Annotated in this window: 11 protein-coding genes; 7 read left to right on the top strand and 4 right to left on the bottom strand. The window is 71.9% G+C overall.

Going from position 1 to position 14553, the window contains the following annotated elements; genetic code table 11:
* Positions 1-4: 4 nt before the first annotated feature.
* A complete protein-coding gene (locus RI138_RS00775) occupies positions 5-1528 on the top strand; it encodes an alpha/beta fold hydrolase (protein ID WP_311118304.1) in 1524 nt (507 codons plus the stop codon).
* Between the two features lie 62 nt (positions 1529-1590).
* Here RI138_RS00775 and RI138_RS00770 read toward each other — a convergent pair whose 3' ends face one another.
* On the bottom strand, positions 1591-3204 hold the full coding sequence (locus RI138_RS00770) for an acyl-CoA synthetase (RefSeq protein ID WP_311118303.1): 1614 nt from the start codon (positions 3202-3204) through the stop codon (positions 1591-1593).
* A gap of 167 nt (positions 3205-3371) precedes the next feature.
* Between RI138_RS00770 and RI138_RS00765 the strand changes: the two genes are divergently transcribed.
* The 5 genes from RI138_RS00765 (at position 3372) to RI138_RS00745 (ending at position 7998) form a co-directional block, all read left to right on the top strand.
* Positions 3372-4172: a crotonase/enoyl-CoA hydratase family protein gene (locus tag RI138_RS00765; RefSeq protein ID WP_311118302.1), complete on the top strand. Its 801-nt coding sequence runs from the start codon at positions 3372-3374 to the stop codon at positions 4170-4172.
* A 23-nt stretch (positions 4173-4195) separates the two neighbouring features.
* The gene (locus tag RI138_RS00760; protein ID WP_311118301.1) at positions 4196-5152 is read left to right on the top strand and encodes a Zn-ribbon domain-containing OB-fold protein; all 957 of its coding nucleotides are present in this window, start codon (positions 4196-4198) and stop codon (positions 5150-5152) included.
* Positions 5153-6205, top strand: coding sequence for a thiolase domain-containing protein (locus tag RI138_RS00755; RefSeq protein ID WP_311118300.1), 1053 nt, complete (start codon positions 5153-5155; stop codon positions 6203-6205).
* Positions 6198-7364, top strand: coding sequence for a thiolase domain-containing protein (locus RI138_RS00750; protein ID WP_311118299.1), 1167 nt, complete (start codon positions 6198-6200; stop codon positions 7362-7364). Before RI138_RS00755 ends, RI138_RS00750 begins: the two co-directional genes overlap by 8 nt.
* A gap of 133 nt (positions 7365-7497) precedes the next feature.
* The gene (locus RI138_RS00745; protein ID WP_096630517.1) at positions 7498-7998 is read left to right on the top strand and encodes a hypothetical protein; all 501 of its coding nucleotides are present in this window, start codon (positions 7498-7500) and stop codon (positions 7996-7998) included.
* Between the two features lie 105 nt (positions 7999-8103).
* Here the strand turns inward: RI138_RS00745 and RI138_RS00740 are convergent, their stop codons facing one another.
* The 3 genes from RI138_RS00740 to RI138_RS00730 all read right to left on the bottom strand — a co-directional run bounded on the left by RI138_RS00740 (position 8104) and on the right by RI138_RS00730 (position 12810).
* Positions 8104-10317, bottom strand: coding sequence for a terpene synthase family protein (locus RI138_RS00740; protein ID WP_311118298.1), 2214 nt, complete (start codon positions 10315-10317; stop codon positions 8104-8106).
* A 151-nt stretch (positions 10318-10468) separates the two neighbouring features.
* Complete coding sequence (locus tag RI138_RS00735) at positions 10469-11143, bottom strand: transglycosylase SLT domain-containing protein (protein WP_311118297.1); 675 nt, start codon at positions 11141-11143, stop codon at positions 10469-10471.
* Between the two features lie 530 nt (positions 11144-11673).
* Complete coding sequence (locus RI138_RS00730) at positions 11674-12810, bottom strand: aminoglycoside phosphotransferase family protein (protein ID WP_096630511.1); 1137 nt, start codon at positions 12808-12810, stop codon at positions 11674-11676.
* Positions 12811-13041: 231 nt separating this feature from the next.
* Between RI138_RS00730 and RI138_RS00725 the strand changes: the two genes are divergently transcribed.
* Entirely contained in the window at positions 13042-14532 is a 1491-nt protein-coding gene (locus RI138_RS00725; RefSeq protein ID WP_311118296.1) for a DNA-binding protein NsdB, read from the top strand.
* Positions 14533-14553 lie beyond the last annotated feature (21 nt).

The following is a 14553-nucleotide window of genomic DNA, read 5'->3' as shown; positions in this document are numbered from 1 at the left end:
GGGTATGCCGATCTTCACCGCGTACGACACGACCCGGCTCGCCTATCACCTGGTGGGGGAGGGGGAGCCGCTGATCTGCCTGCCCGGCGGGCCGATGCGGGCGAGCGCGTATCTCGGGGACCTCGGAGGGCTCGCGGACCGGCGACAGCTCGTCCTGCTGGATCTGCGCGGCACCGGTGACTCCGCCGTGCCCGGGGACCCCTCGACGTACCGCTGCGACCGTCTCGTCGACGACGTGGAGGCCCTGCGCGACCACCTGGGCCTCGACCGGATCGACGTGCTGACGCACTCCGCGGGCGCCGACCTGGCCCTGCTGTACGCCGCCCGCCACCCGGACCGCCTGCGCTCCCTGACCCTCGTCGCGCCCAGCACCCGGGCTGTGGGCATCGAGGTGAGCGACCAGGATCTGCGCGAGGCCGCCGAACTGCGCCGCGACGAGCCCTGGTACCCGCAGGCGCGGGCCGCCCAGGAGGCGCTGCTCGCCGGCGGGCCGTTCGCCGAGCTGTGGCCCGCGGTCCGGCCGCTCACCTATGGCCGCTGGGACGAGGCGGCCCGAGCACACGCCGCCGCCTCCGCCGGACAGACCAACCCCGAGGCCCGTGACCGCTACGCGGGCACGGGCGCCTTCGACCCGGCTCGCACGGCCGCCGCCCTGCGCGAACTGGCGGTGCCGGTGCTGGTCCTGGCCGGAGAGCTGGACGGTCACCCGAGCCCGGACCGGGCGACGGAGCTCGCCGCGCTCTTCCCGCAAGCCGAGTTCGTCGTCCAGCGCGGCGCGGGTCACTTCCCCTGGCTGGACGACCCGGGTGGCTTCGCCCGTACGGTCGCGGCCTTCCTCGACCCGGCCGTCCACAGCGTCCAGGCGGGCGGGACCCGGCTCGCGTACCGGGTGTGGGGTGACCCCGGGGCCCCGCCGGTCGTCCTGCTCCACGGCCGGGGCGGGAACAGCGGGACCTGGACCCGGATCGCGGAGGACCTGGCCGCCGACCACCGGGTGTACGCCCCCGACTTCCGGGGCCACGGGCTCAGCGACTGGCCAGGCCGCTATGCGTTCGAGCTGTTCCGCGACGACCTCCACGCGTTCCTGGAGGCACGCAACCTGGCGGGCGCGACCGTCGTCGGTCACTCCATGGGCGGGGTGGCCGCCTGCCTCCTGGCCCAGCGGGAACCGGCCCTGGTCGGGCGGCTGGTCATCGAGGACGCCCCGCCCCTCCTCCCGCTCGACCCGCCCCGGCCCCCGTCCGTCCGCCCGGCGGGCGAGCTCGACTTCGACTGGCCCGTCGTCCCGGACACCGACGCCCAGCTGAACGCCCCCGACCCCGAGGCCCGCGAACGGCTCGGGGAGATCACCGCGCGCACCCTCGTCATCGGCGGCGGCCCCACCAGCCACATCGACCAGGACCAGCTCGCCCGGACGGCCGACGCCATCCCCGGCGCCGCGTTCGTCACCATCGAGGCGGGCCACCTGATCCACATGACCCGGCCGGACGCCTTCCTCGCGGTGATCAGGTCGTTCGGCCTGGCGTGACCGTCAGCGCTCCGGTGCCACCGGCGCCGGGCGGTACGCGTCGCAACGGCGGCGCACCCGGGTCAGCCCCCGGCCGCCGCCACCGCCTTCGCCCACCGGTAGTCCGCCTTGCCGCTCGGGGAGCGCCGGATCTCGTCGGTGAGGACCAGCGCGCGCGGGATCTTGTATCCGGCGAGCCGGGACCGGCAGTGCGCCTGGAGCGCGTCGAGGTCCAGCGCCTCGGCCTCCTGGCGCAGTTGGACCACGGCTGCGACCCGGTTGCCCCAGCGCTCGTCGGGGACGCCCGCGACCAGCGCGTCGTACACGTCCGGATGTGACTTGAGCGCCTGCTCGACCTCCTCCGGATAGACCTTCTCCCCGCCGGTGTTGATGCACTGCGAGCCCCGGCCGAGCACGGTGACGATGCCGTCCGCGTCCACGGTCGCCATGTCGCCGAGCAGCACCCACCGCTCCTCACCCTTGCGGAAGAAGGTGTCGGCGGTCTTGGCCGCGTCGTTGTAGTAGCCGAGCGGGACGTGGCCCCGCTGGGCGATACGGCCCGGCTCGCCGGGCGCCACCGGCTCGTACGTCACCGGATCGACCACGGCCGTACGGGCGTTGACCTGGACCCGGAAGCCCCTCTCGGGGCCCGAGTCGGCGGTCGCCGTGCCGTTGAAGCCGGACTCGGAGGAGCCGAAGTTGTTCAGCAGCATCACCGTCGGCACGAGCGCCTGGAACTCCGCCCGCACCGAGTCCGACATGATCGCCCCGGAGCTGGAGACGGAGAACAGCGAGGAGCAGTCCGTCCCGGCGAGCGGCCCGTTCAGGCAGTCGATCAGCGGGCGCAGCATCGCGTCGCCGACCAGCGACACACTGGTGACCTTCTCCTTCTCGATCGTCCGCAGCACCTCTTCGGGGACGAACTTGCGGTGGATGACGACCCGTTGGCCGAAGTTGAAGCCGATGAACGCGGTCAGGGTGGAGGTGCCGTGCATCAGCGGCGGGGTGGGGAAGAAGGTGATGCCGTCGCCGCCCGCCGCGACCCGCTCGGCCAGTTCCTGCGGGCTCTTCACCGGGTCACCGGTCGGCGCGCCACCGCCGAGTCCCGAGAAGAACAGGTCCTCCTGACGCCACATCACACCCTTGGGCATGCCCGTCGTGCCACCGGTGTAGATGATGAACTGGTCGTCCGCGGAGCGCGGTGCGAAGCCCCGCAGGGGCGATCCGGAGGCCTCGGCCTCGGTGAAGGGGACGGTAGCGAGGCCTTCGGGCGTGGCGGCGGGCCCCACCCGGACCAGCCGGCGCAGCGCCGGGGCCTGCGGGGCGGCCGCCGCGACCCGCTCGTCGAACTCGCCGTCGAAGACGAGCGCCGCGAGATCCGCGTCCCGGTAGAGGTAGACCAGTTCCTCTTCCACATAGCGGTAGTTGACGTTCACCGGCACGATCCGAGCCTTCAGCGCGCCCAGGACCGTCTGGAGGTACTCCACCCCGTTGTAGAGGTGCAGCCCCAGGTGCTCGCCCGGGCGGATTCCCGCGTCGATGAGGTGGTGGGCGATCCGGTTGGCGGCGGCGTCCAGTTCCGCGTAGGTCAGCCGCCGCTCGGCGCCCGTACCGGGATGGTCGACGTAGAGGAGCGCCTCGCGGTCGGGGACCGCGTCCACGACCGACTCGAACAGGTCGGCAAGGTTGAACTCCACCGTTCCTCCTGACCCCGGATGACTGGCGACTCGGCCGTCATTAGAGCGCCGGACGGCACAAGTGGGAAGGGGTGGCGCCGAAAGAATCTGACTGTCTGTCAGAAAACTATTGAACTGCGTCCCCGGCTACTGCAACCTGTTCCAGGTCTGGAGAACAGGAGTCGGTCATGGGCGGTACGGAACACCTCACCGTGCGGCGCGAAGGCGCCACGCTGGTGCTCACCTTGAACAGACCACAGGCCAGGAACGCTCTCTCGCTGCCGATGCTCGTCGGCCTGTACGACGGCTGGATCGAGGCCGACGAGGACGACACCGTCCGCTCCGTCGTCCTCACCGGCGCGGGCGGCGCGTTCTGCGCGGGCATGGACCTCAAGGCGCTCGCGGGCGGCGGGATGGAGGGCGAGGAGTACCGGGAGCGGATGACCGCCGACCCGGACCTCCACTGGAAGGCGATGCTGCGCCACCACCGCCCCCGCAAACCGGTGATCGCCGCCGTCGAGGGGCCCTGTGTCGCGGGCGGCACGGAGATCCTCCAGGGCACCGACATCCGCATCGCCGGAGCGGGCGCCACCTTCGGGCTCTTCGAGGTCCGCCGCGGCCTCTTTCCCATCGGCGGCTCCACCGTCCGGCTGCCCCGCCAGATCCCCCGCACGCACGCCCTCGAAATGCTCCTCACCGGCCGCTCGTACACCGCCGAGGAGGCCGCCGCCATCGGGCTCATAGGCAGGGTCGTCCCCGAGGGCACCGCCCTGGACGAGGCCCTCGCCGTCGCCGAGCGGGTCAACGCCTGCGGGCCGCTCGCCGTCGAGGCCGTCAAGGCCTCCGTCCACGAGGGCGCCGAGCTGACCGAGAGCGAGGCCCTGGCCGCCGAACTCAAGCGCGGCTGGCCCGTGTTCGCCACCGAGGACGCCAAGGAGGGCGCCCGGGCCTTCGCGGAGAAGCGCCCGCCCGTCTACCGGCGCGCCTGACCCCCCAGCCTACGGAGAGAGCCATGACCGATGTCCTCAGCGCCCCGCTGGTGGTCGAATTCCCCTTCACCCGCTCCCTCGGCCCCGTCCAGAGCGCCTTCCTGACCGGACTGCGCGAACGCACCGTCCTCGGCGTCCGCACGGAGGACGGCACAGTCCTCGTGCCGCCCGTCGAGTACGACCCGGTCACCGCGGGCGAACTGCGCGAGCTCGTCGAGGTCGCCCCCACCGGCACCGTCACCACCTGGGCCTGGAACCCGTCCCCGCGCCGCGGCCAGCCGCTGGACACCCCGTTCGCCTGGGTGCTCGTCCGCCTCGACGGGGCCGGCACCGCACTCCTGCACGCCCTCGACGCGCCCGGACCGGACGCCGTGCACACCGGCATGCGCGTCCGTGTCCGCTGGGCCGAGACGCGCACCGGCGCCATCACCGACATCGCCTGCTTCGAACCGTACGACGGCGAGCCCGGCCCGGCCGAACCCACCCCGCACACCGGGGAGTTCACCGACCCCGTCACCCGCATCGTCGCCCCTGCCCGCCTCGACTACGTCCACACCCCCGGCCGCGCCCAGAGCGCCTACCTGAAGGCCCTCGAAGGGCACCGCACCGTGGGCGAACGCTGCCCCGCCTGCCGCAAGGTCTACGTCCCGCCGCGCGGCGCCTGCCCCACCTGCGGGGTCGCCACCGCCGAGCAGGTCGAGGTCGGCCCGCGCGGGACCGTCACCACCTTCTGCATCGTCAACATCAAAGCGAAGAACCTGGACATCGAAGTCCCCTACGTCTACGCCCACATCGCCCTCGACGGCGCCGACCTGGCCCTGCACGGACGCATCGCCGGAATCCCCTACGACCAGGTGCGCATGGGGCTGCGCGTCGAGCCCGTCTGGAGCGGTGCTGCTGGGGGGTCCCCCCACCCCGACCACTACCGGCCCACCGGCGAGCCCGACGCCGACTACGACACGTACAAGGAGCTGGTGTAGATGCGAGACGTGGCGATCGTCGCCTTCGCCCAGAGCGCGCACCGGCGGCGCACCGACGAGCTCTCCGAGGTCGACCTGCTGATGCCCGTGCTCCACGAGGTGCTGGGCGCGACCAACCTCAAGGCCAACGAGATCGGTTTCACCTGCTCCGGCTCGGCCGACTACCTCGCGGGGCGGGCCTTCTCCTTCACCATGGCGCTCGACGGCGTCGGCGCCCACCCGCCCATCTCCGAGTCCCATGTCGAGATGGACGGGGCCTGGGCGCTGTACGAGGCCTGGGTGAAGATCATGACCGGCGAGGCGGACACGGCCCTCGTCTACGCCTACGGCAAGTCCTCGCCCGGCCAGGTCCGCGACGTCCTCACCCGCCAGCTCGACCCGTACTACGTGGCCCCGCTCTGGCCGGACTCCGTCGCGCTCGCCGCCCTCCAGGCGCAGGCCCTCATCGACGCCGGAGCCACCGACGAACCTGCCCTCGCCGAGGTCGCCGCCCGCAACCGCTTCGCCGCCGCCGACAACCCGTACGCCCAGCTCACCGGCGACGTCCCCGCGGGCGGCCACCTGGTGCGGCCCCTGCGTACCGGCGACTGCCCGCCCATCGGCGACGGCGCGGCCGCCGTGATCCTCGCCGCCGGGGACACCGCCCGCGCCCTGTGCGAACGGCCCGCCTGGATCCGGGGCATCGACCACCGCATCGAGGCCCACGGCCTCGGCGTCCGCGACCTGACCGACAGCCCCTCCACGCGGCTCGCCGCCCAGCACGCCGGAGCCTTCGAGCGACCCGTCGACACGGCCGAGCTGCACGCCCCGTTCACCTCGCAGGAGGTCGTCCTGCGAGGCGTCCTCGGGCTCGGCGACGACGTCGCCGTCAACCCGTCCGGCGGTGCGCTCGCCGCCAACCCGATCATGGCCGCGGGCCTCATCCGGCTCGGCGAGGCCGCCGCCCGCATCCACCGGGGCCAGTCCGACCGGGCGCTCGCCCACGCCACCTCAGGACCCTGCCTGCAACAGAACCTGGTCGCCGTCCTGGAAGGGGAGAGCGCTCATGCCTAAGGAGCCCGTGGCCGTCGTCGGCATCGGCCAGACCAAACACGTCGCCGCCCGGCACGACGTGTCCATCGCCGGCCTCGTCCGCGAGGCCGCCGTCCGGGCCCTGGAGGACGCCGGGCTGACCTGGAGCGACATCGACGCCGTCGTGATCGGCAAGGCCCCCGACTTCTTCGAGGGCGTCATGATGCCGGAGCTCTACCTCGCCGACGCGCTCGGAGCGGTCGGCAAACCCATGCTCCGGGTCCACACCGCGGGCTCGGTCGGCGGCTCCACCGCCCTGGTCGCCGCGGGTCTCATCGCCGCCCGCGTCCACCGCACCGTCCTCACCCTCGCCTTCGAGAAACAGTCCGAGTCCAACGCCATGTGGGGCCTCTCCCTGCCCGTCCCCTTCCAGCAGCCGCTGCTGGCCGGGGCGGGCGGCTTCTTCGCCCCGCACGTGCGCGCGTACATGCGCCGCACCGGCGCCCCCGACACCGTCGGCTCCCTCGTCGCGTACAAGGACCGCCGCAACGCCCTCAAGAACCCTTACGCGCACATCCACGACCACGACATCACCCTGGAGAAGGTCCAGTCCTCGCCCATGCTCTGGGACCCGGTCCGCTACTCCGAGACCTGCCCCTCCTCCGACGGGGCGTGCGCGATGATCCTCACCGACCGCGAGGGCGCGGCCCGCTCCCCGCATCCGCCCGCCTGGGTGCACGGCGGCGCGATGCGCAGCGAACCCACCCTGTTCGCGGGCAAGGACTTCGTCTCCCCGCAGGCGGGCAAGGACTGCGCCGCCGACGTCTACCGGCAGGCCGGGATCGCCGACCCGCGCCGGGAGATCGACGCCGTCGAGATGTACGTGCCGTTCTCCTGGTACGAGCCGATGTGGCTGGAGAACCTCGGCTTCGCCGACGAGGGCGAGGGCTGGAAGCTCACCGAGGCGGGCGTCACCGAGATCGACGGCGACCTCCCGGTGAATCCCTCGGGCGGGGTGCTCTCCACCAACCCCATCGGCGCGTCCGGCATGATCCGCTTCGCCGAGGCGGCCCTCCAGGTCCGGGGCGCGGCCGGGGACCACCAGGTCGACGGGGCCGCCAGGGCGCTCGGCCACGCCTACGGCGGAGGGGCTCAGTTCTTCTCGATGTGGCTGGTGGGAGCCGAGCCGCCCGCAGGCTGAACAAGGGCGGCGCCCAGGGCGCGCGCCGCACCGGAGGGCACCGGAACCCCGTCGGCTCCCGGCACTGCCGGGCCGGGCGCGATCCGCCCGGGCCCGGCTCCGCGACGTGAGCCGGGCCACGTAACATGGCAGCATGTCCTTCCTCCGCCGCCGTAGCGCCGCAACACCCGCGGGCCCGGACTTCGACGTCCTGGCCATGGACCCGGGGGACTGGCCCGGCAACCTCGGCGCCGGTCTGCTCCCCGCCCCCGACGGCAGCTGCCAGGGCGTCTTCCTCCGGTACGACCTGTACGGCGGCCGCGGCCCGGCCATGATCATCGGCAACCTCCCGGCCGGTTCGCCCGCCCGGGAGACCGAGGAGGGGCAGGTCCCCTTCGAGGTGGCGCAGCTGCTGCTCGCCCTGGAGAACGACGAGCCGATCGAAGTCGTCAGCTCCGAGGACGTTCCGGTGATGCAGGGGGACAACCTGCTGATCGTCCGCCGCATCAAGCTCTCCGAGAGCCGGATCGCCTGCGTCCAGTTCGACCGGAGCGACGGTGTCCTCGTGACCATCGCCAGCTGGGACCGGCCGATCACCGACGACCTCTACACCCTGCTCAAGCCCCTGCCCGCAGAGCTGTTCCAGCAAGGCTGAAACGTATCTCCATAGGCCGCCCGCATATGCCGGGCGGCCTTTTCCGTGCCCCGTGCGCCGCCGTGGCTCGCCGCGCTGCTCGCGCGGCGAGCCACGGACCGTGAACTACGCCGGGCTGCCCGCCAGTTGGGCCATCATCCGGGTCACCTGTGCCGCCGACGTACCAAGCCCCGTGGGGCCGCTCAGATGCCAGGGGGCGGCGTGGCCCTGCCGCAGGTCCTCCTCGCGGTAGCGGCGGCAGCCCCGGTGCCAGATCAGGATTCCCGCGATCCAGTGCTTGAGCTCCTGCACATAGCCCGCCAGGATGTCCCGCGCCTCGGCGTCCAGGCCGAAGTCGTCGTACAGCACGGGGAGTTCGACCTCGGCGACGTGCAGGAACTGCCGCAGCCGCGAGTTCATCAGGTCGTGCACGATCGCCACGCCCGTCGGATAGTCGACGCCGAAGAAGTTCTGCACGACCAGGACGCCGTTGTGCACCTCTCCCTCGTACTCGATCTCCTTCTGGTACGAGAACAGGTCGTTCATCAGACACGCGTAGTCCGCCGCCGCGTTCTCCAGGGAACGCATCGGACCGCTGCGGTAGACCTCGTCCGGGACCTTCCTGCCGTGCCCGAGCCGGCACAGGCTCATCGTCAGGTCCGAACCGAACGTCGCCCGCCGCATCTCCACGTAGTCCACCGGATCGGGGATACGGTTCTGCGCCTGGTTCGCCAGCTCCCACAGCCAGCTCTCGGTCATCGACTCGATCGCGGTCCGGAAAGTGCGCCGCCCGCCCTCGTCCATCGGCGCGGCCGTCCTGCGCCACAGATCGCCCAGACTCCGCTCCAGGGCGTTCACCGGCTCCGGCGTCCCCTCGCCGTCCAGCGGCATGAACAGCGACAGCCGCTCGTTGGCCAGGCGCGCGCCCGCCAGGTCCCGGGCCCGCCCGTGCACGACCGGGAACCAGTCGTCCCCGTACGTCCCCCAGGCCAGCCACGCCGAGGACAGGTCCAGCTCGTCCGGGGTCGCGTCCGGATGCAGGCCCGCCGCGCACAGCGGCAGGTCGATCGCGATGATCCGCCGCTCGTCCCAGATGTGCGAACCCGGCACGCCCGGCTGGGCCTCCAGGATGCCCATCCGCCGCGCCCAGTCGACGACCCGGACCCGGGCCCCCTCCAGATGCGGGCTCAGCGTCGTCCCGAACGGCAGGTCGAAGTCCGGCAGCAGCGAGGGGCCCACGTGCTGGTACGGCACATGGCTGTGGCTGCGGGCCCGGGCGGTCTCCGAGCGGAGCGTGAACCGGATGGAGGCGGCGGACATGCCGAAGCCGGCCACGGCCTCACCCGCGCCGCCGCCGTTCATGTAGCGGCTGGAGCGCATGTGCCATTCGTGGCCGCCGGACTGCCAGTCCTGGAGCCCCTTGACGTACGCCAGCACGGCGGCGGTCTGCGTCGGGTCCAGGCCCTTCTCGGCGCAGAGCGGGCCGAGCTCGGTGAGCGCGGTGTTCTCGAACTGCTGGAGCCGCGAGGTCAGCAGGTCGTTGACGGCCTCGGCGGCCTCCTGCGTCGAGCAGCCGAGGAACTTCTCCAGCACCAGCACGCCGTTGCTGTTCTCCCCCTCGTCCTCCACCTCGCGCTGGTAGGAGAAGAGGTCGTTGCGCAGGTGCACCCCGTCGGAGAAGGCGTCCCGCAGCACCCGCAGCGGGCGGGCGTCGGCGACCGTCGCGGGCACTTCGGCGTTCGCCGCGTACTCCACCAGGCCGGCGGACCAGGGCGCACCGCCCACCTTGCGGCGCATCTCGATGTACTCGACGGGGTTCGCGATGCGGCCCTCGTGGATGTTGGCGAGCTCCCACAGGGACTCGTTGAGGAGGTTCTCCGTCGCCTCCGCGAACCGGGCCCGCCAGGCGTCCGACATCGCCGGGACCGTCCGGGCCCACAGATCGGCGAGCCCCGCCTCGACGGGGCTCGTAGGCTCCGGCGTCGCCGCGCCCCGCTCCATCGGCATGAAGGCGGGCAGCCGGTCCAGATGCCGCTTGCCGCCCTCCCGGTCGGGCGTGCGCTTGAACAGCTCCAGGAAGTGGTCGTCGAAGAAGAAGACCCACACGTACCAGTCGGTGACCAGGGACAGGGCCTCGGCCGAGCAGTCGGGGTGGGTGTAGGCGCACAGGAGGGCGTAGTCGTGCGCCTCCAGGTCCTTCTCCTCCCAGATGCCGGACCCCTCCAGCATCCCCATGGAACGGGCCCACTCGCGGGTGTGCGTGCGTGCCGCCTCCACATGAGGGTTGAGCCGTGCCGGATACGGAACATAGAAGTCCGGCAGTGAGAAGGGCTGTGCCATGTGCGTCAGGCCTTTCCAGAAGCCTCCGCGCGCGGACACGCGCGGACCGGTGGTGTCCGCGCAGCACTACCCTTCGGCCATACGGAGCACGCACGACGGCGATTAGTCACATAATCGCGGCTTGGCCTGTGCGTGCTCGGAAGTCGGTCGCTCAGTAGGCGGAGTCGACGTTGTCGATCGAGCCGTAACGGTCCGCGGCGTAGTTCGCGGCGGCGGTGATGTTGGCGACCGGGTCGGTGAGCTTCTTCGGGGTGCCCTTGACGTGGTAGGCGTCGAAGGTGGGCTGGATCACCTGGAGCAGGCCCTTGGAGGGAATGCCGTTCTGCGCGTTGATGTCCCAGTCGTTGACGGCGTTCGGGTTGCCGCTGGACTCGCGCATGATGTTGCGGTGCAGCCCCTCGTAGGAGCCGGGGATGTTCTTCTTCTTCATGATGTCGAGCGACTCGCGGATCCAGCCGTCGAGGTTGTTCGCGTACTTCTTCGGCGTGACGGCCTTGCGCTCGGTGGAACGGTTGGCGGCCTGCTTCTCGGAGCGCTCCTTCGCGGCGGCCTTCTCCGCGGCGGCCTTTCGGTCGGCCACGGCCTTCTTGGCGGCGGCTTCCTTCTCGGCGGTGTCCTGAGCGGCCTTCTTCTCCGCGGCGTCCTTCGCCGTGGGGATGCCCGCGGCGGCGACCGGCTCGACGGCGACGGAGGAGCGGGCCGCGGCGGGCGGCGTGTCGCCCTGGGCGCTCGTGGCGGCTATGGCGGAGACGGAACCGGCCGCGACGAGTGCGGCGGTGGCGAGCTTGTGCGTACGGGTGATGCGCAGGGTGGAGATGCGGGGCATGCGTGAGCTCTTCCTGATGGGGGACGGGCTTCGCGGCCTTCGCGCCGCGTCAGCAGGGTCCGAGCTGTTCGGCCGCGGCCGCCGGTGGGCGCTCGTCGCTGGCTCGTACTCGGTGCTTGCCGGAATCCATGGTTAGCGGTGCCCGATACGAGATGCAATGACCGCCATTACTACTCTTCGTCGTGGAACGCCAATTTATGAGCCATTTGGGCTGTTCGTTACGCCGTACGGGAGCGACGGCATCCACTAACGGAGGTCGTAGGTGACGTGGGTCTCGTGGCGGGCCTCACCCGTGGAGGCCCCCGGGACAGCTCTGCGTCAGCACACGGTCACGCCGGATCGGCACACAGAACAGCGCGCTGCGGGACCGGTGTGTCGGCACCGGTCCCGCAGCGCGCTTCCCCTTCACAGTGGCTTGAGCACCGTGGTCTTCGCCGGGCGAACACCCGCCCGCCCTTGTTGTCGTACGGCCCCGCGCGGCCGCCCCGCACCGAGGGGACGGCGCGGGGCGGCGGCTGTCGCGCCGGGAGTCAGCGCGTGCCGACCGCCGCCCGTACGGCCCGCCGCGCCATCGCGCAGTCGTCGTGCAGCCTGCGCAGCAGCAGCCGCTGCTCCTCACCGCAGGAGAGGGCGCCGGGGCGGTCCTGCCCCGCACCCACCGGGGGCGCCTCGCGCATGGTCCGCTGCACCGCGGTCTCGTAATTGCGGATCTCGCGGGTCAGCACCAGCATCAGGTTCACCAGGAACGCGTCCCGCGCGGCCGGGCCCCTGGCCTGCGCCAGCTGGCTGATCTGGCGCCGCGCCACCGGGGCGTCGCCCAGTACCGCCCACAGGGTCGCCAGGTCGTACCCCGGGAGATACCAGCCCGCGTGCTCCCAGTCGACCAGCACCGGCCCGGTCGGCGACAGCAGGATGTTGGAGAGCAGCGCGTCACCGTGACAGAACTGCCCCATCCCCTGCCTGCCGCTCGCGTGCGCCAGACCGTGCAGCAGCTTCTGTAGATCGCCGAGGTCGCGGTCGGTGAACAGACCGAGCTCGTGGTAGCGCGCGATCCGCGAGGCGTAGTCGAGCGGCGCCTCGAAAACACCGGGCGGCGGCCGCCAGGCGTTCACCCGGCTGATCGCGCCCAGCGCGGCGCGGATGTCCGCCCGCGGCGGCGCCTCGGCGGGGTGCCGGGTCAGGGCGGCGACCCGGCCGGGCATGCGCTCGATCACCAGCGTGCAGTTCTCCGGATCCGCCGCGATCAGCCGGGGCACCCGTACCGGGGGACGGTGCCGGACGAACGCGCGGTATGCCGCTATTTCGTGCCGGAACCGCTCAGTCCACGCGGGGGAGTGGTCCAGTAAACACTTCGCCACGGCGGTGGCCCGCCCGGTCGTTCCGACGATCAGGACCGAGCGGCCGCTGCGGCGGAGCACCTGGACCGGGTTGAACTCGGGGCAGATGCGCTGCACGGAGGCGATCGCCATCCGCACCTGCGCGCCCTGCGGCCCGGACAGGTCGATTCTCCCGCTGAGCGGTCCGGTGCCCGGTCCCGAGGCCCGTCGGGGCCGGCCCAGACCCTGCACCGGTGCACCGGTGGGAGGGGCGAGATAGGGCCCGCCGCCCGCTCCCATCGGGCGGAGCGGGCGGGGCGGGGCGGACACGGAGGACGATGCTGTGTACATGGGCGAGACAGATCCCTTCGTGCGCCGACAAGGTACGCGCGCCAACCCGGCCGACGGCCGTTCGGCACCCTGGGGAGTACCTAGGGCTGCCGGGCGGGGTGGCGCTTTCCTACCTGACAACGAGTCACGGGTGGCAGACCATCTGGCGGACCCTGGCGAACCCTGGCGAATAGTCACAGCGCATCTGACCGGGGGTTAGTGTCAAGTCAGCCGAGAACCTGGGGGCTTGACGTGACCGGAGAACCCAACACCCGCCTTTCTGACCTGTTCGGCCTGGCCGGCTGGTCCAAGGGCGAACTCGCGAGAATGGTGAACAGGCAGGCGGCGGCCATGGGCCACCCGCAGCTGGCCACCGACACCTCGCGTGTCAGGCGCTGGATCGATATGGGGGAGTCCCCCCGTGATCCCGTGCCCGAAGTGCTGGCTGCCCTGTTCACCGAGCGGCTCGGCCGTGTCGTGACCATCGAGGACCTCGGGTTCGGCCGACGCGGGCGTGTGGGGAAACGGCGTGACTCCGGGACGGAACACAATCCCGATCAACTGCCGTGGGCGCCCGAACGGACGGCAGCGGTCCTCACCGAATTCACGGGGATGGACCTCATGCTCAACCGTCGCGGCCTGGTGGGTGCGGGCGCCGCGCTCGCCGCCGGCTCAACCATCGCAAGGCCCATGTACGACTGGCTGCACAGCGACCCCGCTCTGGCGGCCGACGCGCCACGCACCAACGACCCCCTGCATGCCGACCCTGCCGGATTCGACCGGTACGAGGCCGCACCCGTCGGCTCGGACGAGATCGAGGCCCTGGAGCACTCGGTCGAGGTGTTCCGCGCCTGGGACGCCTCCCGTGGCGGCGGACTCCAGCGCAAGGCCGTCGTGGGCCAGCTCAACGAGGTGGGCGGCATGCTCGCCTACCGTCACCCCGACCACCTCCAGCGGCGGTTGTGGGGCGTCGCCGCCAACCTCGCCGTCCTGGCGGGCTGGATGTCCCACGACGTGGGCCTCGAACCCACCGCCCAGAAGTACTTCGTCATCGCCGCCCACGCGGCCCGTGAGGGCGGCGACCGGCCGCGCGCCGGTGAGGCGCTCTCCCGGGCGGCCCGCCAGATGGTGCACCTGGGCCGCCCGGACGACGCCCTCGACCTGATGAAGCTCGCCAAGTCCGGCTCGGGCGACGAGACCCTGCCGCGCACCCGGGCGATGCTGCACACCATCGAAGCCTGGGCACAGGCATCGATGGGCCGTGGCCAGGCGATGCGGCGCACCCTCGGCGAGGCCGAGGAGCTCTTCGTCTCGGACAAGGGCGATGTCCCGCCGCCCAGTTGGATGCAGATGTTCGACGAGGCCGATATGCACGGCATGCAGGCACTCGCCTTCCGCACCCTGGCCGAGCACGACCCGGGGGCCGCGATCATCGCCCAGCGCCATGCCAAGCAGGCGCTTGAGCTGCGGATCAACGGGCGCCAGCGGTCCAAGATCTTCGACTACATCTCGCTGGCCTCGGCGTGCTTCATCGCCAACGACCCCGAACAGGCCGACCGTTACGCCCGGCTCGCGCTGGTGTCGATGGGGGAGACCTCCTCGCACCGCACCTGGGACCGGCTCCGCGAGATGTACCGGCTCACCGGTCAGTTCTCGGGGTACGCCGGGATCCAGGACCTGCGAGAGGAGATCGAGCTGTCGATGCCGCCGAGCCGGAAGAAGGCCGAGGGCACACAGATCTGAGGCGGGCACGGTCGCACCGGT

The organism is Streptomyces durocortorensis (assembly GCF_031760065.1).
Lineage (GTDB): Bacteria > Actinomycetota > Actinomycetes > Streptomycetales > Streptomycetaceae > Streptomyces.
The sequence above is the reverse complement of the archived record's forward strand: the minus strand, read 5'-3'. Positions and strand labels throughout refer to the sequence as shown.